Origin of the sequence: Pseudomonas sp. REB1044 (assembly GCF_038813925.1) — a bacterium.
Taxonomy (GTDB): Bacteria; Pseudomonadota; Gammaproteobacteria; order Pseudomonadales; family Pseudomonadaceae; genus Aquipseudomonas; species Aquipseudomonas boreofloridensis.
In genome coordinates this window covers 5,047,407-5,067,716 of sequence record NZ_CP046139.1, presented here as the reverse complement: position 1 = coordinate 5,067,716, position 20,310 = coordinate 5,047,407, and the positions used below count along the sequence as shown (strand labels likewise).

The window sequence follows — 20,310 nt, the reverse complement described above, 5'->3', positions numbered from 1 at the left end:
GCTTTTCAGTCGCGGTAGCGTGCTGCCGCGCTGGCAAGGATACGGCCGATTTCATCGCGCAGCGCCTGGGGCAGTTCCACCATCAGATCGTCACCCTGGCCCAGCAGCCACCAGCGCAGCGGCGCGTCGTCGCTGACCGTCGCGCGCAGGCGGTGACCCTGCTCCAGCGCGGTCAAGTGCATGTCCGCACCCAGCGGCGTTTCGCGCAGCCGTCGCGCCAAGGCGTCGCTGACCCAGGCTTGCAGCGCCAGGCCTTGGCCAGGCGCGGCCTTGAGCGGATCGTCACGCAGATAGTCCAGCAGGTCGAAATGGCCGCGCAGCTCGCCTGCGCTGGCTGACCAGTGCCAGCCGAACGGGATGCTCTTGTCGTTGCGCTCGAGCGGGAAGATCAGTGACAACTCATTGAGGTCACGTTCCACGGTGCGCTTGCTGACCGTGAAGCCCACGTCGCGCAGGCGCCACACCAGTTCGGCACTGGTGACCCCGGGCGAGCGGCTGGGCAACTGGCGCAACAAGGCCCACTGGCGACTAAGGGTGGCGCGGGTTGTGGCGAACGGCAAAGGTTAACGTCCTTGTCTAGGCTTGCGACAAATAGCATGGCGGGCGCGGTGCGGGATGGCAATTCGCTACTTTGCGCTGAGATCAACAAACCCGCTATTTGTTGCGTGCGCGCAGATCGTTCGCGACAGGTTTTGTCGTATCGTCGCGCAGAATCGCCTCATCACAGTCGAGGTCGGAACTGTGGGCCGTTCAATGAGGATGAACATGTCTGCTGCCAGCAATATCCATTCGCTGCTTGCCCGCCTTCTGCCCGAGCATGTGGTACCGGTGCCCGCCATCCCACGTCGGCACCTGCGTGCGTTTGCCGGGGTGGGGCTGCCCTCCCAATGGGCATTGCTGGGCGAGCGCTCGGCCTTGGTCAGTCGTCTGGACGAGGCGGTGGATGTGCAGGCGATCTACAGCGACCTGCGGCATCAGGCGCTGCAAGGCAACGCGGCGGTGCTCAACGACCTGGGCTGGATCTGGCTCAATGGCCGCTACTGGCGCGCGGACACTGCACTGGCCAGCCATCTGCTGCGCATGGCGGCGTTGCAGGGCAATGCGGCGGCCTGGTTCAACCTCGGCCAGCAGCATTACTTCGGCAAGGGCGTGGCGGTGTGTTACGCCAATGCCGCCGAGTACTACCGGCATGCCTTCGAGCGCGGCCTGTCGCATGCGGCCGCAGCGCTGGGCGATCTTTATGAAGAAGAGGTGTGCGAGACCGACCAGCCGTGGCAGGTGGACCCGGTTCAAGCCTACGGCTGGTTCCTGCGCGGTGCTCAGCGTGGCGAGGCGCGTTGCCGGTTCGAGGTGGGCTACCGGCAGTTGCATGGTTTGCATGTGTCGGCGGACATCAAGGCCGGGCTGTACTGGCTGGAGCTGGCGGCCGGCGCCGGGGTGATGCAGGCCGCCGAGGAGTTGGCCGTACACTTCAGCCGGCGCGACGCCTCACGCTACCTGGCCTGGCGCGACCAGGCGATCGGGCTGGGCAGCACCCTGGCCTTGACCATGAAGCTGGAGGATCAGGTGCAGACCTGAACACGCTGTTCATCGCCTCCGGTTGACGACGGGGGGAGGGCGGGCGTATATTGATAGTTAGCAAACTATGATTACCCTCGGTTTCCTCTGATGACACTCGACGCACTGCACTTGAAAGTCAGCAGCGGCCTGGTGGTTGCCGCCCGCCACTGGCGGCGCATCTGCCACGCCGCGCTGACCGGCTACGGCATTTCCGAGGCCTGCGCGGTGCCGCTGCTGATGATCGTGCGCCTGGGCGATGGCGTGCATCAGGTGGCGGTGGCACAGGCCGCTGGGCTGGAAAGTCCGTCGCTGGTGCGCCTGCTCGATCAATTGTGCAAGGCCGGGCTGGTCTGTCGCAGCGAAGATCCCCTGGACCGACGCGCCAAGGCCCTGAGCCTGACCGCTGAAGGGCGCACGTTGGCCGAATCCATCGAAGCCGAACTGGTCCGCCAGCGCCGCGACGTGCTGCACGGCCTGCCGGCCGACGATCTAGAGGCGACCCTGCGGGTGATCCGCGCATTCGAAACCGCCGGCTCGGGCAGCGCGTCATGAAGCACTTCTTCAGTTCGGTGCCGCCGGCGCGCGACTGGTTCTACGGCGTGCGCACCTTCGCCGCGTCGATGATCGCCCTGTACATCGCCCTGCTGATGCAACTGCCGCGTCCCTACTGGGCGATGGCCACGGTGTACATCGTCTCCAGCCCGTTCGTCGGGCCGACCAGCTCCAAAGCCCTGTACCGCGCCGTCGGCACCCTGCTCGGCGCCGCTGGCGCGGTCCTGCTGGTGCCGCCGCTGGTGCAGTCGCCGCTGCTGCTGAGCATCGCCATCGCCCTGTGGACTGGCACCTTGCTGTACTTGTCGCTGAACCTGCGCACAGCGAACAACTACATGTTCATGTTGGCCGGCTACACCTTGCCGATGATCGCCCTGGCGGTGGTCGACAACCCGCTGGCGGTGTTCGACGTGGCGGCCTCACGCGCCCAGGAGATTTGCCTGGGCATCGTCTGTGCGGCCGTGGTGGGCGCGATTTTCTGGCCGCGGCGCCTGGCACCGGTGGTGGTCGGCGCCACCGGCAAGTGGTTCGCCGAGGCCATCCGCTACAGCGACCTGTACCTGAGCCGCGACGCCGCTGCCGAACAGGTTGGCGCCCTGCGCAGCTCGATGGTGGCCACCTTCAACAGCCTGGAGCTGATGATCGGACAGCTCGGCCACGAGGGCGCGGGACCGCACACGCTGAAGAACGCCCGCGAACTGCGCGGGCGGATGATCCATCTGCTGCCGGTGATCGACGCCCTTGACGATGCCCTGGTGGCCTTGCAGGGCCGCGCCCCGGCGCAGTACGCACAGCTCGAAGGGGTGCTGGCCGACGCCCGCGCCTGGCTCGAAAGCACCGCCGACGATCCCTCGATCGGGCGCTGGAGCGCCCTGCACGTGCAGATCGAGCACCTGCAGCCCGACGCCGAGGCGCTCGATCAGCGCCAGGCCTTGCTGCTGTCGAACGCGCTCTACCGGCTGAGCGAATGGATCGACCTCTGGCAGGACTGCTGCACCCTGCAGCACGCCCTGCGCGACGATGACGCGCGGCCCTGGCGGGCGGTGTACCGGCACTGGCGCCTGGGCCGTCTGACGCCGTTCTTCGACCGCGGCCTGATGCTCTACTCGGTGCTCTCCACCGTGGTCGCCATCGTCGTCGCCTGTGGCCTGTGGATCGGCCTGGGCTGGGCCGACGGCGCCAGCGCGGTAATCCTCGCCGCCGTCGCATGCAGCTTTTTCGCCGCGATGGACGACCCGGCGCCGCAGATCTACCGGTTCTTCTTCTGGACGTTGGTCTCGGTGATTCTCTCCAGCCTGTACCTGTTCCTGGTGCTGCCCAACCTGCATGATTTCGCCATGCTGGTGCTGGCGTTCGCCGTGCCGTTCATCGTCATCGGCACCCTGACCGTGCAGCCGGCCTTCTACCTGGGCACCTTGCTGACCATCGTCAACACCTCGAACTTCATCAGTATCCAGGGCGCCTACGACGCCGACTTCTTCACCTTCGTCAATTCCAACCTGGCCGGCCCCGTGGGGCTGCTGTTCGCCTTCATCTGGACCTTGGTGATGCGCCCGTTCGGCGTGGAACTGGCCGCCAAGCGCATGACCCGCTTCGCCTGGCGCGACATCGTCGAGATGACCGAGCCGGCGACCCTGGCCGAACAGCGCAAGGTCGGCGTGCAGATGCTCGACCGCCTGATGCAGCACCTGCCGCGCCTGTTGCAGACCGGCCAGGACACCGGCATCGCGCTGCGTGATCTGCGCGTGGGGTTGAATCTGCTGGACCTGCTGGCGTACTTGCCGCGTGCCGGCGACGACGCCCGCGCGCGCCTGCGCACGGTGATCGAGGAAGTCGGCGCCCACTACGCCGCGTGCCTGCGCAGCGGCGAACGCCTGCACGCGTCGGCGGCGCTGCTGCGGCACATGGAGCGGGCGCGTCTGGCCTTGGCCCAGGATCGACTGAACGAGCGCGGCGAGCCCCGGGTCCATCTGCTGCATGCCCTCTCCGGTTTGCGCCTGTCACTGCTGCCGGGTGTCGAGGTGATGCTCGAACCGGACGCGCAAGCGCAACTGCCCCCTGCCATCGATGGAGCACCGCTGTGATTGGCGAAGTGGATATCAGCGGAGTCTTCCTGCCTACGCTGCTGGTGATGATGCTGGGCACCTATGGGGTGTTCCTGGGCCTGCACGCGGTGCTGGTGCGCCTGCATTTCTACCGCCTGGTCTGGCACCGGGCGCTGTTCAACGTTGCTCTCTACGCCGTGCTGCTGGGCGCGGTGGATCACTTTTGTCGAAGCCTGATGCTGCCATGAAAAAACCGTTGTTGACCTTGGGCCGCGTGGTCCTGACTTTGCTGGTGGTGACCCTGGCGGCCGTGCTGGTCTGGCAGATGGTCGTGTACTACATGTTCGCGCCCTGGACCCGCGATGGGCACATCCGTGCCGACGTGATCCAGATCGCCCCGGACGTGTCCGGGTTGATCCAGCAGGTGAGCGTGCGCGACAACCAGGTAGTCAAGCGCGGCGACGTGTTGTTCACCATCGACCAGGACCGTTTCTCGCTGGCCTTGCGCCAGGCCCAGGCGAGCCTGGCCGAGCGCCAGGAAACCCTGGCCCAGGCCGCCCGCGAAACCCGACGCAACCGCAAGCTGGGCAACCTGGTGGCCGCCGAGCAGCTCGAAGAGAGCCAGTCGCGTGAGGCCCGTGCCCGCTCGGCGGTGAGCGAGGCGCAGGTGGCGGTGGACATCGCCAAGCTCAACCTCGAGCGCTCGGTGGTGCGCAGCCCGGTGGACGGTTACCTCAACGACCGCGCCCCGCGCGCCCACGAGTTCGTCACCGCAGGCCGAGCCGTGCTGTCGGTGGTCGACAGCACCTCGTACCACGTCGACGGCTACTTCGAGGAAACCAAGCTCGGTGGCATCAACGTCGGTGACGCCGTGGACATCCGTGTCATGGGGGATGACACACGCCTGCGCGGGCATGTGCAAAGCCTGTCGGCGGGCATTGAAGACCGTGACCGGGTCAGCGGCGCGAACCTGCTGCCCAACGTCAATCCCGCGTTCAGTTGGGTGCGCCTGGCCCAGCGGATTCCGGTGCGCATCGCCTTCGACGAGGTGCCCGCAGACTTTCGCCTGATCGCCGGGCGCACCGCGACGGTCTCGATCGTCGAAGGGCAGCGGCCATGAAACGCCTGATGCTCACGGCCCTGGCGCTGGCACTGGGTGCTTGCACCACGGTCGGCCCCGACTACCACGTGCCGGCCGACGCCGCCGTGCAGCGCAGCGACCTGAACGGTCCGTTGCGCGAGGATGCCAGCAGCGTGGTGTCGGCGCCGGTGCCGGACGATTGGTGGCAGTTGTATCAGGATCCACGGCTCAACGCGCTGGTGCGCCAGGCGTTGGCGGCCAACAGTCAATTGCGCGTGGCGGCGGCGAACATCGCCAAGGCCCGTGCCCAAGTGAAAGTGGCTGAGTCGCAGGGCGGTTTTGGCGCGGGTGCCAAAGCCGGTGCCCAGCGCCTGCAAGAGTCTGGCGAAGCCTTTCTGCAGCCCAATAAAGTGCCGGTGGCCAATATCGGCGAAGCGATCATCAGCGCCTCGTACCAGTTCGACCTGTGGGGCACGCTCAAGCGTGGCACCGAGGCGGCCAAGGCCAATGCCGATGCCGTCCAGGCCGCCGCCGACACCGCGCGCATCACGGTGGTGGCCGACGTGGTCAAGGCCTACACCCAGGTGTGCTCGGCCAATGAGGAGTACCACATCGCCCGGCAATCGCTGGACCTGCAACAGCAGGGCGTGCAGCTTAATCAGCGCCTGCGCGATGCCGGGCGCGGCGACGAGACCCTGGTCACCCGTTCGCAGACCCAATTCAAATCGTTGCGCGCCGAGTTGCCGCGCTTCCAGGCCGAGCGCGAAGCGGGCCTGTATACCCTGGCGGCACTGCTGGCCGTGCCGGTCGGCCAGTTGCCCGCTGGCACCGCCGAGTGCGCCGAACTGCCTCACCTGGCGCAACTGATTCCGGTGGGCGACGGCGCCGCACTGCTCAAGCGTCGGCCCGACGTGCGCCAGGCCGAGCGGCAGTTGGCAGCAGCCACGGCGAACATCGGTGTGGCGACCGGCGCGCTGTACCCGAACATCAGCTTCGGCGCGCAGATCGGCACCCTCGGCATCATCGACAACCTGGGCGAGCCTTCCACCAATCGCTGGGGCTTCGGCCCGCAGATCAGTTGGACGCTGCCCACCAACGGTACGCGTGCGCGCATCCGCGAGGCCGAGGCGTCGACCCAGGCCGCGCTGGCGCACTTCGACGGTGTGGTGCTCGACGCCCTGCGCGAAACCCAGACGCGGCTGGCGCAATACAGCGCCTTGCTCGAACGACGCGACGCGCTGGCCGATGCCGAACGCTCGGCCAAGGACGCCGCCGACCAGACTCACCGCCGTTACCAAGCCGGGCGCGAGTCGTTTCTGGCCGATTTGCAGGCCACCCGCGCGTACACCGATGTGCGTGGCCAGTTGGCTGCGGCCAACAGTCAGGTAGCGATGGGGCAGGTCAGCGTGTTCCTGGCGTTGGGCGGTGGCTGGAAAGCAGCGCCTGCGCCGTGAAAGCGCCGGCTTGACCGGTGCATCGCTGCGCGCTATTCGCCGCCAGTTGCCGAAAAAAACCGACGCAAAACGTTTGCGTATTCCCGCGTCCGACACTCAAGTATTCATCGGCGACGCCGATCCATTGGCACCAGCGTCCCGGAAGAGGACGCCCGTTCCCGTCGATAATAAAAGCGGGTGGTCAGCGTGATCAGGACGATCCCGGCCCCTTGCCAGGAGCTTCGCCATGCCTCGACCCCGTGCCCGGATCGCCTCGCAACTCGGTATCGCCCTCGCCATCGTGCTGGCGTTGGTGATCACCGGCAGTACCCTGTTCGCCCTGCGCTCGCTCGACGACGCCAACCTCGCCACCCGCCAGCAGCACTTAGGTAGCGAAGCGCGGCTGCTCGCCGATCAGCTCGACACCTTCCACGGCTCGCTCAAGGACAACACCCAGCGCCTGAGCGGGCTGTTCGAACGCCGCTTCGCCTCTGGCCTGAGGATTCAGGACGGCCAGAGCGTACAGGTCGCCGGTGTCGCCACCCCAGCGCTGTACCTGGGCGATCACCTGCTCAACAACGACCTGAGCATCGTCGATGAATTCCAGCAGATGACTGCCGGTATCGCCACGCTGTTCGTGCGCAGTGGCGACGACTTCGTGCGCATCGCCACCAACCTCAAGAAGCAGGACGGCAGCCGTGCCATCGGCACCCAGCTCGACCGCGCGCACCCGGCCTATGCGCGGCTGCTGGCCGGGCAGATGTACGTGGGCCGCGCCGTGCTGTTCGAGCGCAACTACATGACCCGCTACGTGCCGGTCAGCGACACCAGCGGTCGGGTGATCGCCGTGATGTTCGTCGGCTTCGACTACACCGATGCGCAAAACGCCCAGTTCACCAACCTCAAGCGCTTCCGCATCGGCCAGACCGGTTCGCTGGCGCTGCTCGACAACCAAGGTCAGTGGCTGGTGCCGCCGGCGGGGGTGGCCGATACCCAGGCTGCGGCGACGGCCATCAAGGGCCTGGGGGCGCACGCGCAGTTCTGGAACAGCGGTGACCAGCGTTTCTTCAGCGTGGTGCAGCCGTTCGCCGAAGGCCCGTGGACCGTGGTGGCGAGCATGCCCGAGGCGGAAATCCGCGAAGTGACCTGGAGTGTCGGTTTGCGCCTGGCGATTGGCAGTCTGCTGGCCATGCTGCTGGCGGTGCTCGCCACCTTGTGGCTGCTGCGGCGCAAGCTGCGTCCGCTGGACGACCTGGTGCGCCAGGCCCAGGCGTTGGGCGCAGGCGACCTCAGTGCGCGGCTGACGCTGACCAGCGAGGACGAGATCGGTCAGTTGGCGCGCAGCTTCAACCAGATGGCCGACGCCCTGGCGACCATGGTCACGCACATTCGCAGCGCCTCCGAACAGGTCAGTGCCCGCTCGCAGTCGTTGGCCGGGTTGTCGTCCGGGGCGTGCGAGGGCATGGAGCAGCAGTCCGGCGAAATCACCAGCATGGCGGGTGCCGTGGAGGAATTCAGCGCCACGTCGATGAACATTGCCGAGAACATGGCGGGCACCGAGCGCATGGCCCAGGACAACGCCCAGCAGACCCGTATCGGGCGTTCGGCCATGGACCAGGCGTCCGCCTCGCTGCGGCAGATCGCCGAAGCGCTGGGCGGCACGGCGACGGTGATGGACAGCCTGGGGGCGCGTTCGCAGGAAATTGGCGGCATCGTCGGGGTGATCACCGCGATCGCCGAGCAGACCAACTTGCTGGCGCTCAACGCCGCCATCGAAGCGGCGCGCGCTGGCGAGCAAGGCCGCGGCTTCGCCGTGGTGGCCGATGAGGTGCGTGGCTTGGCGGCGCGGACCCGCCAAGCCACCGAGGAAATTTCCACCATGATCGCCAGCATCCAGCAGCAGACGGGTCAGGCGATCAGCACCCTGGAGCAGGGCAATCGGTTGATGCAGGATGGCCTGGAGCGCAACGACAAGGTGGCCCAGGCGCTGGCCCGCATCGACGAGCAGAGCCGTGCGGCGGGCGAGCAGTTCACCGTGATCAGCACGGCAACCCAGGAGCAGAGCAGCACCGCCAACCTGCTCAGCCGCAACCTGCAGAGCATCGCCCAGGCCAACAGTGAGCAGCATGACGTGGCCAACGAGCTGGCGGCGACGGCCCGGGAGCTGGAAGGGCTGGCCGAGCAGTTGCGCCAGGAAGTGGACCGCTTTCGCGTCGCCGGGTAAGGGCGGCTAGGCCAGGGTCACGCCCAGGGCCTGGGCGCAGGCCTGCAGCGAACGCTGTTCGGCCTGCGCATACAGGGCCAACTCGTCCAGCACCGCAAGGCCCAGCGCGGCCTCGAAGGCCTCGCGGTTGGCGTTGCTGCCGTAGTGGGCCTGTGCGTCGTCGCCCAGGTTCGACTGGAAGATCCCGGCGGCGCTGACCGGCAGGAAGTCTTCGTAGACCAGCGCTTCGAAATGCACGTGCCCGGCATCGATCAGACCTTGCAGCGTGTCAGGGCGATCCTGGCGGGTACGTTCGGCCAGGCCTTTTTCGGTGGCGAAGTAGCGGAAATAGGCCAGGCCCTGTTCGCGCATCTGCGCCAGGTCATCGGGGAACTCGGCGAAGTGGCTGGCCAGCAGCGTTCGATAGCGCTCGGCATTGGCCTCGGCGGGCACGCCGCCCAGGGCCGCGCGGGTGGCGTCGAGCAGGCGGTCGTAGAGCCTGCGGCCCTTGGCCGTGAGCGCCGCGCCGCGCTGTTCGATCTCGCCGAAGCGTGCGGTGTGACTGCCTTGGGCATCGCTGAAGGCGACCGTTTCCTGCAGCGCTTTGAAGCTGGTCTGGCGCAGCAGGATCGGATGGCGTCGAGTGGGTGGGCCTTCGACCACGGCCTTGGGCGCGATGCCTTTGGCCGGCATGCCTACCTGGATGGCGTCGATGTCCAGGGTGCGCGGCGTCAGGTGGTTGATGTGCGGGCCTTTGAAGGCCACCACATCGGCGATCAGGCGGTGCTGCTGGTGCAACTGCTGGTACTGCTCGGCGCTGACCGTCGCCTGCGGATGCCAGCGGAACGTGTGCAGGGCTTGCTCGACGAAGGTCTCGGCATCGGCGGCGCTCAGGCCGCCGTCGCGCTCGTGCTGGGCGATCAGTTCGAGTACGCGCGGGGTGAAGATGCTGCGTTTGGCCAGGATGTCGCGGGCCAGCTCGCGCAGGCCGAGATCGTCGATCAGCTCCAGGCGCAGCAGCGAGGTGAAGACCCGGAACGGGCTGATGTGCAGCGATTGCTCGTGCACCGCGCGGAAGGCGGTGGAGTGCACCGGTACGCCCGCCGGGCTCAGGTCGTAATAGCCGACCGGAAGCATGCCCATAACCGCGAACAGTCGGGCGATGGTCGCCAGTTCCTCGGCCGTGCCGACGCGGATCGCGCCATGGCGCTCCTGGTCCAGACGCTCGATTTCGCCGGTCCAGCGCAGGGCCTGGGCCACTTCGGGCTGTTCGGCCAGGATCTGCTGGTTGACCTCGCTCACCAGCTCCAGCAGCGTGCCGTACAGCGGCACCTCTTCTTTGTACAGGCGCGACATGGCTGCGGAGAACTGCGTGCGAATGCTGTCGGGGCTGACGAAATGGTGGGCGGGCATCGCGGGGTTCCTGAAGGTGGTAGAGACCCTGACATGAAAGCGAGGAATGCACTTTCTCTACAAGCGAAAAAAAGTGCGAGGGTCATTCCTTTTTTGATCGAACCTACTGCGCGGCCCAGCCCGTCACCGGGCGATCACCACCAACTTGCCGACCGCTTGGCGCTGGGCCAGGCAATCGATGGCATGCCCGGCCTGCGCCAGCGGATAGGTCTGTGACACGCGCGGCTTGAGCTTGCCTTCGCTGTACCAGACGAACAGACGCCTGAAGTTGTCGGCGTTGTCCTGGGGCTGGCGCTGGGCGAAGGCGCCCCAGAACACGCCGAGCACCGCCGCGCCCTTGAGCAGTACCAGGTTGGCGGCCAGTTGCGGGATGCTGCCGCTGGCGAAACCCACGACCAACAGTCGGCCGTTCCAGGCCAGGCTGCGGACCGCCTGGTCGAACAGCTCGCCGCCGACCGGGTCGTAGATCACGTCTGCGCCCTGGCCGCCGGTCAGGCGTTTGACTTCGTCTTTCAGACTGGCCTGGCTGTAGTCGATCAGTTCGTCGGCGCCGGCAGCCTGGGCGACGGCCAGCTTCTCGGCGCTGCTGGCGGCGGCGATCACCCGCGCGCCCAGGGCCTTGCCGATCTCCACGGCCGCCAGGCCCACACCCCCGAGGCGCCGAGCACCAGCAGGGTCTCGCCGGCCTTGAGCTGGCCGCGCTGGCTGAGGGCGTGCATGGAGGTGCCGTAGGTCATGCTGAAGGCGGCGGCGGTAGTGAAGTCCATGTCGTCGGGAATCGGCAAGGCGTTGTAGTGCGGCACCGCGACCTGTTCGGCGAAGGCGCCCCAGCCGGTCAGCGCCATGACCCGTTGGCCGACCTTGAACGTGCCCGCCTTCTCGCCGACCGCCGCCACCACACCGGCCGCTTCGCCGCCGGGCGAGAAGGGCAGTGGTGGCTGAAATTGATACTTGCCCTGGATGATCAGCGTGTCGGGAAAGTTGACCCCGGCGGCGTGCACGTCGAGCAGCAGCTCGTTGGGCTTGGGCGCCGGGCTGGCGACCTCTTCGAGCACCAGGTCGCCTGCCGGCCCCAGGGTTTTGCACAACACAGCTTTCATCGGGCTATTCCTTTGCGGGTGTTGGCCGATAAGTGTAGGAGGACGAAGGGGTGGGTCAACGAGCATGGCCTGTTCTGATAGGCCGGCATAAGCCCGGACTTGGGTTTGTACGCGGCGCTGGGTAAGCTGGCGCCCATTGTGTCGAGGAGCGAAGTCGTGAAAGCGTGGATCTTGATGGTGCTGGCGCTGCTGCTGCCGGTGGCGGCCCTGGCCGAAGAAGCCAAGGAAGGGGAGCCGAAGGTGGCCTACATCAGCCTGAGCCCGCCCTTTGTCGGCAACTATGCGCTCGATGGCGGGCCCAAGCTGCGGGTATTCAAGGCCGACGTGGCCCTGCGCGTCACCGGCGATGCCGCCGTGGCGGCGGTCAAGCACCATGAGCCGCTGATCCGCAACCAGTTGGTGGCGTTGTTCACCCAGCAGGGTGTGGACAACATGAGTAGCGTCGAGGCCAAGGAGGCGTTGCGTCAGGAGGCGCTCAAGCAGGTGCAGCAGGTGATGCAGGCCGAGGAAGGCAAGCCGATCGTCGAAGACTTGCTGTTCAATAATCTGATCGTGCAGTGATGTACCCTAGCGCTGCCGCGTAATCACCGCACCAGCGCGCAAATCGCCTGCCATTGTTCCGTCGTCACCGGCATCACCGACAGCCGGCTACCCTTCTGAACCAGCGGCAGTTCGGCGAGTGCCGTCTGCTGCTTGAGCTGCGCCAATTCCAGTACCTGATCGAAGGTGCGTACCGGCTCGACGTCGACTGCGCTCCAGGGGTTCTTGTCGGCGCTGGCCTTGGCGTCGAAGTAGGGGCTCTGTGGGTCCAGCGCGGTGGGGTCCGGGTAGGCGCCCGCGCTGATCCGGGCGATGCCGGCGATGCCGGGCTGCGGGCAACTGGAGTGATAGAAGAAGAACTCGTCGCCGACGCTCATGGCGCGCAGGAAATTGCGCGCCTGATAGTTGCGCACGCCGTCCCAGCGCGCCTGGCCCAGGCGCGACAAATCGGCACTGGACAGCTCGTCGGGTTCGGATTTCATCAGCCAATAGGCCATGGACGCTGCTCCTGACAAGTTTTGAAATAAGATGTTGCATCTAACCGACAGCCGGTTGGCGTCAACGTTTGCGTGTTGCGTCACGTTGGCGGAAAATGCGCCGATTTTAACGCTAGGGGCTCCGGCGATGCCGAGAAAGTCGTCGAGCCTGAACAGTTTGCCGAGGGGGCAATCATGAACAAACGCAAACCGGACCTGCTCTGGATCCTAGCCTTCATCTTCGGTCTGGGCGTTGTCACCACCGGTTATGCGCAGGGTTTGTGGGAGCGCAAGCTCGACGCGTCATATCAGACGTCGGCCGTGTCCACCCCTCAACAGTCACGCTGATCGCTGCGGCGCGCGGCCTTCAAGCCGGCGCCAGGTACCAGTTGCGGTCCGAGACGGTTCCGCGCAACGGTACATCCCAACTGGCCTGAGCCAGGCGCTCCACCTTCTGGCATTCATGGGCCAGACCCAACAGCAGCGGTTTCTTCCAGTATTGGCGCCGGCCTTGATAGGCCAGGCTGCGATCGTAGAAGCCTCCGCCCATCCCCAGGCGTCCGCCTGCCTCGTCGAAGCCCACCAGTGGCAGCAGAATCAGGTCCAGTGCCCACACCGGCCGCTGACGCTTGCGCTCGATCACCGGCTCGGCAATACGGAAACGGTTGCGCCGCAGTGGCTCGCCGCGTTCGAAGCGCTGGAACACCATGCGCGTGCGCGGCCAGGCGTGCAGGACCGGCAAGTAAGTGCGCTTGCCACGGCGCTGCGCTTCACGCAGCAACAGGCACGGGTCGATCTCACCGTCGTTGGGCAGATACAGGGCGATGTGCCGGGCACGTCGAAACAGCGGATGCTGCGCCAACTGGCGGTACAGGCCCAGGGCGGCCTGGCGCTGCTGAGCCGGGGTGAGTGCACGGCGGGCGTTGCGCAACACGCGACGCAGTTGTGGACGGGTGAGCGGCGCGGTGTCGGTCATGGCACAGGCGATCCCGGAAGCGGGCCGTGGCAGGCGGCCTAAGCGAAAATGCCCGCCGAAGGGGCGGGCATCGATATTCAGGCTCCCCGATAAGACCGCTATCGGTGTAGCCCTTGAACCCGAAAGTTCAAGGTGGAGATTGCAGGAGGCTTTAAGGCTTTCCGTCGAGCGGACATGCACACCGGCCCCACGTGCAAGCCCCGTGGTTGTGCGTATCGGCTCAGGGACATAACCGACTGGCGCATCCACCAGGGAGTGGCGCCAGTATACCTATCTCAATCCTTTTTGCTAACCGGGTCGTCGGACAGCGCCTGATCGACCCGCTCGAGCAGGTCACGCACCTGCTCGCGGGTGGTGCCCGCGCTGGCGCCCTCGGGACGCTCCTGGCGGTGCAGCAATTCGTGGGTGATGTTCAGGGCGGCCATGACGGCGATGCGATCGGCGCCGATCACCTTGCCGCTGCTGCGGATCTCGCGCATCTTGCCGTCCAGGTAGCGCGCCGCGCCGACCAGATTGCTGCGCTCTTCCGGCGGGCAGATGATCGAGTACTCCTTGTCCAGGATGTGCACGGTGACGCTATTGCTTGAACTCATGAGTCTTGCTCCAGGGCCTTCAGACGTAAGATCATCGACTCGATCTTGTGCCGGGCGATCTCGTTCTTTTCGATGAGGTGGGCGCGCTCCTCGCGCCAGGACCGTTCCTGCGCTACTAGGAGTGCATTTTGCCGTTTTAGTTGCTCGACGCGTGCAATCAGCAGCTCGAAACGGCTCATCAGCGCCTGCAGGTCATTGTCTTGCGTGGGTTGCACTCGATCCGCTCCTTCGTCGATCGCCTGGCGATCTTGCGTCTGCCCGAGCCGGGGCGGGCGGCGCAGATGGTCTTGGCGCGCCTGCCGGTGCTAGGATACAAGGCCTTCATTCTAGTCATATGCGCCGTCTGGCGCCTAGCCGCCCATGCCCAATACCCAATCGCCTTACACCGCCTTCGCCCAGTTGCTGTCGAGCAACGGTCATCCTGTCTCTCCGGCCGAGTTGCATGGTCTGCTGATCGGCCGCAGTTGCGCCGGTGCCGGCTTCGATGCCGAGGCCTGGCTGGCCGACGCCGCGGCTGCGCTGGAGAGCGAACCGCAAGACAACGTCCGCGCGGCCCTGATCGGCCTGCAGGAGATGGTCAAGGCCGAACTCACCGGCGAAGACGTCGCCATCGTCCTGCTGCTGCCGGGCGATGAAACCTCGCTGACTGAACGGGCCACTGCCCTGGGCCAGTGGTGCCAGGGCTTCATTGCCGGCTTCGGCCTGAACGCCGGCGGCAAGGACCTGTCCACCGATGCCAAGGACGTGCTGCAGGACCTGGTGGCCATTTCCCAGGTCCAGGAAGCACTGGAAGAATCCGAGGACGGCGAGAACGACTACATGGAAGTCATGGAGTACCTGCGCGTCGCCCCGCTGCTGCTGTACACGGAGCTGGCCGCACCCGTCGCGCCAGCGCCCAAGCCATCGCTGCATTGATCGTTCCGGGGGTCGTTTGCCCATGAGCCACATACCCAAGGCGGAGTACGCCCGTCGGCGCAAGGCGCTGATGGCGCAGATGGTCCCCAACAGCATCGCCATCCTGCCAGCGGCAGCGGTGGCGATTCGCAACCGCGACGTCGAGCACGTCTATCGCCAGGACAGCGATTTCCAGTACCTGAGCGGCTTCCCCGAGCCCGAGGCGGTGATCGCCCTGATTCCCGGGCGCGAGCACGGCGAGTACGTGCTGTTCTGCCGCGAGCGCAACCCCGAGCGCGAGCTCTGGGACGGCCTGCGCGCAGGTCAGGAAGGGGCGATTCGCGACTACGGCGCCGACGACGCCTTCCCCATCACCGACATCGACGAGATCCTGCCGGGACTGATCGAGGGGCGCGAGCGGGTCTACAGCGCCATGGGCAGCAACCCCGAATTCGACCGACGGCTGATGGACTGGATCAACGTGATTCGCTCCAAGGCCCGTCTCGGCGCCCAGCCACCGAATGAATTCGTTGCCCTGGATCATCTGCTGCACGACATGCGCCTGTATAAATCGGCGGCGGAAGTGAAGGTGATGCGCGAGGCCGCGGCGATTTCCGCGCGTGCCCATGTGCGGGCCATGCAGGCTTGCCGCGCCGGACTGCATGAATTCAGCCTGGAGGCCGAACTGGACTACGTGTTCCGTCAGGGTGGCGCGAAGATGCCGGCCTACGGCTCGATCGTCGCCGCTGGGCGCAACGCTTGCATCCTGCATTACCAGCAGAACGATGCACCGCTCAAGGACGGCGACCTGGTGCTGATCGACGCGGGCTGCGAAATCGACTGCTATGCCAGCGACATCACCCGCACCTTCCCGGTCAGCGGGCGCTTCTCGCCTGAGCAGAAGGCGATCTACGAGCTGGTGCTGGAGTCCCAACACGCCGCTTTCGCCGAGATCGCGCCCGGCAAGCACTGGAATCATGCCCACGAGGCGACGGTGCGGGTCATCACCGAAGGGCTGGTCAGGCTGGGGCTGCTGCAGGGCGAGGTCCAGGCGCTGATCGACAGCGAGGCCTACCGCGCCTTCTACATGCATCGCGCCGGACACTGGCTGGGCATGGACGTGCACGACGTGGGCGAATACAAGGTCGGTGGTCAGTGGCGCGTGCTCGAACCGGGCATGGCGCTGACCGTCGAGCCGGGCATCTACATCGCCCCGGACAACACGCGCGTGGCGAAGAAATGGCGTGGTATCGGGGTTCGAATCGAGGACGACGTGGTGGTCACCAGAAAAGGCTGTGAAATCCTCACCTCAGGCGTGCCGAAGACGGTCGCCGAGATCGAGGCCTTGATGGCCGACGCGCGCAAGGACGTGGCATGAATCGGGTCAATCTGGCGATCATCGGCGGTGGTCTGGTCGGTGCCAGCCTGGCGCTGGCCTTGCAGGCCGGGGCCAAGGCGCGTGGATGGCGCATTCTGCTGATCGAGCCGTTCGCCCCCGGTGACAGCTTCCAGCCCAGCTACGATGCGCGCTCTTCAGCGCTGTCCTTCGGCACCCGGCAGATCTACGACCAAATGGGCCTGTGGCACGGTATCGAGCGTCGTGCCGAGCCGATCCGCCAGATCCAGGTGTCCGATCGCGGCCGCTTCGGCGCAACGCGCCTGGATGCCCAGGAGGAGGGCGTGCCGGCGCTGGGCTACGTGGTGGAGAACGCCTGGCTCGGCCAATGCCTGTGGCAGGGCCTGGACAGCGAAGTGGTGAGCTGGCGCTGCCCGGCCGAGGTCAAGGCGTTGCAGCCGATCGCCGGCGGCTACCGTCTGCAACTGGACGACGACACCCGCGTGGAGTGCGACCTGGCGATTCTTGCCGACGGCGGCCGCTCCGGCCTGCGCGAGCAGTTGGGTATCCATGTGCGGCGCATCCCCTATGAGCAGAGTGCGCTGATCGCCAACATCACCCCTGGCCAGGCTCATCGCGGCCAGGCCTTCGAACGCTTCACCGAACAAGGCCCCATGGCCTTGCTTCCGCTGCCGGAGAATCGCTGCGCGCTGGTCTGGACCCGACAGGGCATGGACGCGCGGCGCCTGGCCGACCTCGACGAGCGCGCATTCCTCGGCGAGTTGCAAGAGGCCTTTGGTTATCGCCTGGGGGCCTTGCGCCAGGTCGGCGCACGGCATCTGTATCCGCTGGCGCTGGTCGAGGCCCAAGAGCAGGTGCGTCCGCACCTGGTGGTGCTGGGCAATGCCGCGCACAGCCTGCACCCGATTGCCGGCCAAGGCTTCAACCTGTCGCTGCGCGATGTGCAAGCCCTGGCCGAGGCCTTGCTCGCCGGTCCGCAACAGCCGGGCGACCTCGCCACGTTGCAGGCCTACCGTGAACGTCAGCGCCTCGACCAAGCCTTGACCATTGGCTTTTCCGATCAGGTCACACGCCTGTTCGGCACGGCTCAGCCGCTGTTGGCCGGCGGTCGCAACCTCGGCCTGCTGGGCCTGGACCTGCTGCCCCCGGCGAAAAGTTGGTTCGCCCGCCAGGCCATGGGCCTGGGCACTCGCGCCGATCTGCGAGGCCAGGCATGAGCGATGCGCGCAAGCTCGCCCGTCGCGCCCGCCTGCTGCGCTGGCTGCTGAATCTCTACCCGCCCTACCTGGGCGCCGGCATCCGCGTGCAACGCATCAGCCCGGACATGCGCAGCGTCAAGGTGCGCATGAGCCTGACGCGCTGGAACCGCAACTACGTCGGCACCCAGTTCGGCGGCAGCCTGTATTCGATGGTCGACCCCTTCTACATGCTGTTGCTGATCGAGCAGCTGGGCAGCGAGTACATCGTCTGGGACAAGGCTGCCAGCATCGACTTCATCGCACCGGGCAAAGGTCCGGTGTTCGCCGAACTGCACATCGACGATGCCCTGCTGGACGACATCCGCCAGCAGACGGCCAGTGGCAAGAAATGCCTGCCGCGTCTGCAGGTGGACATCCGTGACGGCGCTGGCGAGCTGGTGGCCCGCGTCGACAAAACCCTATATGTGCGGCTCAAGCCGCAAGCGAGGCAGGCGTAAGGCATGGACATGCGCGCGGATCTGTTGATTGTCGGAGCCGGTATGGTCGGCAGCGCCCTGGCGCTCGCCTTGCGCCACAGCGGGCTGCAGGTGCTGCTGGTCGATGGCGGGCCTCTGTCGGTCAAGCCGTTCGAGGCGGCGGCGCCCTTCGAGCCGCGGGTCAGTGCCCTGTCGGCCGCTAGCCAGCGCATCCTCGAGCGCCTCGGCGCCTGGGAAGGCATCGCCGGGCGACGCGTGTGTCCCTATTCGGACATGCAGGTATGGGACGGCAGCGGCACCGGGCAGATCCACTTCTCGGCGGCCAGCGTGCATGCCCAGGTGCTGGGCCACATCGTCGAGAACCGCGTAGTCCAGGACGGCCTGCTCGAGCGCCTGCACGACAGCGATGTCGGCCTCGTGCCCAATGCCCGTCTGGAACAGCTGCGTCGCTCCGGTGACGAGTGGCTGGTCACGCTGGCCGACGGTCGACGCGTGCGCGCACCGTTGGTGGTGGCGGCCGACGGCGCCCACTCGGCGGTGCGTCGCCTGGCCGGTTGCGCCACCCGCGAATGGGATTACCTGCATCACGCCATCGTCACCAGCGTGCGGTGCAGTGCGCCGCACCAGGCCACGGCCTGGCAGCGCTTCACCGACGGGGGGCCGCTGGCGTTCCTGCCGCTGGCGCGCGATGGCGGGCAACACTGGTGCTCGATCGTCTGGTCCACCACGCCGGAGCAGGCCGAGCAAGCCATGGCGCTGGACGACGCGGCATTCTGCCGGGCGCTGGAGCGCGCCTTCGAGGGGCGCCTGGGCGAGGTCGAGCATGCCGATCCGCGCCTGTGCGTGCCGCTGCGTCAGCGCCATGCCAAGCGCTACGTGGACGAAGGCCTGGTGCTGATTGGCGATGCCGCCCATACCATCCACCCACTGGCGGGTCAGGGGGTCAACCTGGGGTTGCTTGACGCTGCCGTGCTGGCCGAGGAGCTGATGCGCGCCAGCGAGCGTGGCGAGCGCCTGGCGGACGTCAAGGTGCTGAGTCGCTACGAGCGCCGACGCATGCCGCACAACCTGGCGTTGATGGCGGCCATGGAGGGCTTCGAGCGCCTGTTCCAGGCCAATCCGCTGCCGCTGCGCTGGCTGCGCAACACCGGGCTGAAAGTGATGCAGGACTTGCCCGAGGCCAAGGCGTTGTTCGTGCGTCAGGCGCTGGGCTTGAGCGGCGATCTGCCGGCGCTGGCAAAAGCCTGAGGGTCAGCCGTTCCCTTGCAACATCTGGTAACGGCTCAGTGGGTGAGTAGGCAAATGAGATTCACTACCCTTTGCGCCTCACTTACCCCTGGAGCCCTCGCCATGTCGCCCCGCAAGCCTCTGTTCGCCGCCCTGGCGCTGACCCTGTTCGCTGGCACTGCCCAGGCGGCGGACGACGAAGTGGTGGTGTATTCCTCGCGCATCGACGAGTTGATCAAGCCAGTGTTCGACGCCTACACCGCCGAAACAGGGGTGAAGATCAAGTTCATCACCGACAAGGAAGCGCCGTTGATGCAGCGCATCAAGGCCGAGGGCCAGAACGGCGTGGCCGACCTGCTGCTCACCGTCGATGCCGGCAACTTGTGGCAGGCCGAGCAGATGGGCATCCTGCAGCCGATCAAGTCGGACATCATCGACCGCAACATTCCGCCCCAGTACCGCGCCGCTTCGCATGACTGGACGGGCCTGAGCCTGCGGGCGCGGACCATCGTCTACGCCAGTGACCGGGTCAAGCCCGCTGAACTGAGCACCTACGAAGCCCTGGCCGACAAGCAGTGGGAAGGCCGTCTGTGCCTGCGCACGGCGAAGAAGGTCTACAACCAGTCGCTCACCGCCACGCTGATCGAGGCGCATGGCGAGGCCGAGACCGAGAAGCTGGTCAAAGGCTGGGTCAACAACTTGTCCACCGATGTGTTCTCCGACGACAACGCCGTGATTCAGGCCGTGGCGGCCGGTCAGTGCGATGTCGGCGTGGTCAATACGTACTATTACGGCCGCCTGCACAAGATCGATCCGAACCTGCCGGTGAAGATCTTCTGGCCTAACCAGGGCGACCGTGGCGTGCACGTCAACCTGTCGGGCATCGGCCTGACCCAGCACGCGCCTCACCCCGAGGCGGCGAAGAAGCTGGTGGAGTGGATGACCGGTGAGCAGGCGCAGAAGCTGTTCGCCGACATCAACCAGGAGTTTCCGGCCAATCCCAAGGTCAAGCCGTCGGACGAGGTCGCGGCCTGGGGCAGCTTCAAGGCTGACAGCCTGCCGGTGGAGGTGGCTGGCAAGCGTCAGGCCCAAGCCATTCGCTTGATGGACCGGGCTGGCTGGAACTGAGTCATGAACCTGATCGCGGGTTCACCCCGCGATCGCCGCAACGCAATCACCCAAGCC

The 20,310-nt window shown here is 66.4% G+C and carries 21 protein-coding genes, 1 other RNA gene and 1 pseudogene; 15 read left to right on the top strand and 8 right to left on the bottom strand.

The window, feature by feature from the left end:
• Window positions 1–5 precede the first annotated feature (5 nt).
• The gene (locus GKC70_RS22900) at window positions 6–560 is read right to left on the bottom strand and encodes a WYL domain-containing protein (RefSeq protein ID WP_342650017.1); all 555 of its coding nucleotides are present in this window, start codon (window positions 558–560) and stop codon (window positions 6–8) included.
• A 205-nt stretch (window positions 561–765) separates the two neighbouring features.
• On the opposite strand from GKC70_RS22900, the gene GKC70_RS22895 reads away from it, so the two are divergent.
• The 7 genes from GKC70_RS22895 to GKC70_RS22865 all read left to right on the top strand — a co-directional run bounded on the left by GKC70_RS22895 (window position 766) and on the right by GKC70_RS22865 (window position 8,895).
• The gene (locus GKC70_RS22895; RefSeq protein ID WP_342650016.1) at window positions 766–1,578 is read left to right on the top strand and encodes a tetratricopeptide repeat protein; all 813 of its coding nucleotides are present in this window, start codon (window positions 766–768) and stop codon (window positions 1,576–1,578) included.
• A gap of 90 nt (window positions 1,579–1,668) precedes the next feature.
• Entirely contained in the window at window positions 1,669–2,112 is a 444-nt protein-coding gene (locus tag GKC70_RS22890; RefSeq protein WP_039582492.1) for a MarR family transcriptional regulator, read from the top strand.
• On the top strand, window positions 2,109–4,196 hold the full coding sequence (locus tag GKC70_RS22885) for an FUSC family protein (protein ID WP_342650015.1): 2,088 nt from the start codon (window positions 2,109–2,111) through the stop codon (window positions 4,194–4,196). The genes GKC70_RS22890 and GKC70_RS22885 overlap by 4 nt, the downstream gene beginning before the upstream one ends.
• Complete coding sequence (locus GKC70_RS22880) at window positions 4,193–4,405, top strand: DUF1656 domain-containing protein (RefSeq protein ID WP_342650014.1); 213 nt, start codon at window positions 4,193–4,195, stop codon at window positions 4,403–4,405. The genes GKC70_RS22885 and GKC70_RS22880 overlap by 4 nt, the downstream gene beginning before the upstream one ends.
• Window positions 4,402–5,277 (top strand): HlyD family secretion protein, encoded by an 876-nt coding sequence (locus GKC70_RS22875; RefSeq protein WP_039582496.1) that lies wholly within the window; start codon window positions 4,402–4,404, stop codon window positions 5,275–5,277. The genes GKC70_RS22880 and GKC70_RS22875 overlap by 4 nt, the downstream gene beginning before the upstream one ends.
• Window positions 5,274–6,692 carry a TolC family protein gene (locus GKC70_RS22870; RefSeq protein WP_342650013.1) on the top strand — a complete coding sequence of 473 codons (1,419 nt, stop codon included), beginning with the start codon at window positions 5,274–5,276 and terminating at the stop codon, window positions 6,690–6,692. The genes GKC70_RS22875 and GKC70_RS22870 overlap by 4 nt, the downstream gene beginning before the upstream one ends.
• A 226-nt stretch (window positions 6,693–6,918) precedes the next feature.
• Window positions 6,919–8,895, top strand: coding sequence for a methyl-accepting chemotaxis protein (locus GKC70_RS22865; protein WP_342650012.1), 1,977 nt, complete (start codon window positions 6,919–6,921; stop codon window positions 8,893–8,895).
• Between the two features lie 6 nt (window positions 8,896–8,901).
• Here GKC70_RS22865 and GKC70_RS22860 read toward each other — a convergent pair whose 3' ends face one another.
• Window positions 8,902–10,287, bottom strand: coding sequence for a VOC family protein (locus tag GKC70_RS22860; RefSeq protein ID WP_342650011.1), 1,386 nt, complete (start codon window positions 10,285–10,287; stop codon window positions 8,902–8,904).
• Between the two features lie 123 nt (window positions 10,288–10,410).
• A pseudogene (locus GKC70_RS22855) lies at window positions 10,411–11,387 on the bottom strand (NADPH:quinone oxidoreductase family protein).
• A gap of 156 nt (window positions 11,388–11,543) precedes the next feature.
• Between GKC70_RS22855 and GKC70_RS22850 the strand changes: the two are divergent.
• A complete protein-coding gene (locus GKC70_RS22850; protein ID WP_029614651.1) occupies window positions 11,544–11,948 on the top strand; it encodes a flagellar basal body-associated protein FliL in 405 nt (134 codons plus the stop codon).
• Window positions 11,949–11,971: 23 nt separating this feature from the next.
• Here the strand turns inward: GKC70_RS22850 and GKC70_RS22845 are convergent, their stop codons facing one another.
• Window positions 11,972–12,424 (bottom strand): EVE domain-containing protein, encoded by a 453-nt coding sequence (locus GKC70_RS22845; protein ID WP_295486128.1) that lies wholly within the window; start codon window positions 12,422–12,424, stop codon window positions 11,972–11,974.
• A 174-nt stretch (window positions 12,425–12,598) separates the two neighbouring features.
• Between GKC70_RS22845 and GKC70_RS22840 the strand changes: the two genes are divergently transcribed.
• A complete protein-coding gene (locus GKC70_RS22840; RefSeq protein ID WP_162889483.1) occupies window positions 12,599–12,751 on the top strand; it encodes a hypothetical protein in 153 nt (50 codons plus the stop codon).
• Window positions 12,752–12,770: 19 nt separating this feature from the next.
• Here the strand turns inward: GKC70_RS22840 and GKC70_RS22835 are convergent, their stop codons facing one another.
• The 4 genes from GKC70_RS22835 to GKC70_RS22820 form a co-directional block, all read right to left on the bottom strand.
• Window positions 12,771–13,379, bottom strand: a complete 609-nt coding sequence (locus GKC70_RS22835) for a 5-formyltetrahydrofolate cyclo-ligase (protein ID WP_342650010.1) — start codon at window positions 13,377–13,379, stop codon at window positions 12,771–12,773.
• A 79-nt stretch (window positions 13,380–13,458) separates the two neighbouring features.
• Window positions 13,459–13,637: non-coding RNA, 6S RNA (gene ssrS / locus GKC70_RS22830), on the bottom strand.
• Window positions 13,638–13,654: 17 nt separating this feature from the next.
• Window positions 13,655–13,972, bottom strand: a complete 318-nt coding sequence (locus GKC70_RS22825; protein ID WP_029614654.1) for a cell division protein ZapA — start codon at window positions 13,970–13,972, stop codon at window positions 13,655–13,657.
• The gene (locus GKC70_RS22820) at window positions 13,969–14,151 is read right to left on the bottom strand and encodes a TIGR02449 family protein (RefSeq protein WP_037028563.1); all 183 of its coding nucleotides are present in this window, start codon (window positions 14,149–14,151) and stop codon (window positions 13,969–13,971) included. Before GKC70_RS22820 ends, GKC70_RS22825 begins: the two co-directional genes overlap by 4 nt.
• Window positions 14,152–14,332: 181 nt before the next feature.
• Here GKC70_RS22820 and GKC70_RS22815 point away from each other — a divergent pair, with 181 nt between their 5' ends.
• From GKC70_RS22815 to GKC70_RS22790, 6 genes are all read left to right on the top strand, one after another.
• Complete coding sequence (locus tag GKC70_RS22815) at window positions 14,333–14,887, top strand: YecA family protein (RefSeq protein ID WP_342650009.1); 555 nt, start codon at window positions 14,333–14,335, stop codon at window positions 14,885–14,887.
• Window positions 14,888–14,909: 22 nt separating this feature from the next.
• A complete protein-coding gene (pepP, locus tag GKC70_RS22810) occupies window positions 14,910–16,244 on the top strand; it encodes a Xaa-Pro aminopeptidase (RefSeq protein WP_039582507.1) in 1,335 nt (444 codons plus the stop codon).
• Window positions 16,241–17,440: a 2-octaprenyl-6-methoxyphenyl hydroxylase gene (gene ubiH / locus GKC70_RS22805; protein ID WP_342650008.1), complete on the top strand. Its 1,200-nt coding sequence runs from the start codon at window positions 16,241–16,243 to the stop codon at window positions 17,438–17,440. Before pepP ends, ubiH begins: the two co-directional genes overlap by 4 nt.
• Window positions 17,437–17,919, top strand: a complete 483-nt coding sequence (locus tag GKC70_RS22800; protein ID WP_039582510.1) for a DUF4442 domain-containing protein — start codon at window positions 17,437–17,439, stop codon at window positions 17,917–17,919. Before ubiH ends, GKC70_RS22800 begins: the two co-directional genes overlap by 4 nt.
• A 9-nt stretch (window positions 17,920–17,928) precedes the next feature.
• A complete protein-coding gene (locus tag GKC70_RS22795) occupies window positions 17,929–19,146 on the top strand; it encodes a 2-octaprenyl-3-methyl-6-methoxy-1,4-benzoquinol hydroxylase (RefSeq protein ID WP_342651568.1) in 1,218 nt (405 codons plus the stop codon).
• A gap of 102 nt (window positions 19,147–19,248) precedes the next feature.
• Entirely contained in the window at window positions 19,249–20,253 is a 1,005-nt protein-coding gene (locus GKC70_RS22790; RefSeq protein ID WP_039582514.1) for an extracellular solute-binding protein, read from the top strand.
• The last annotated feature ends 57 nt before the right edge of the window (window positions 20,254–20,310 follow it).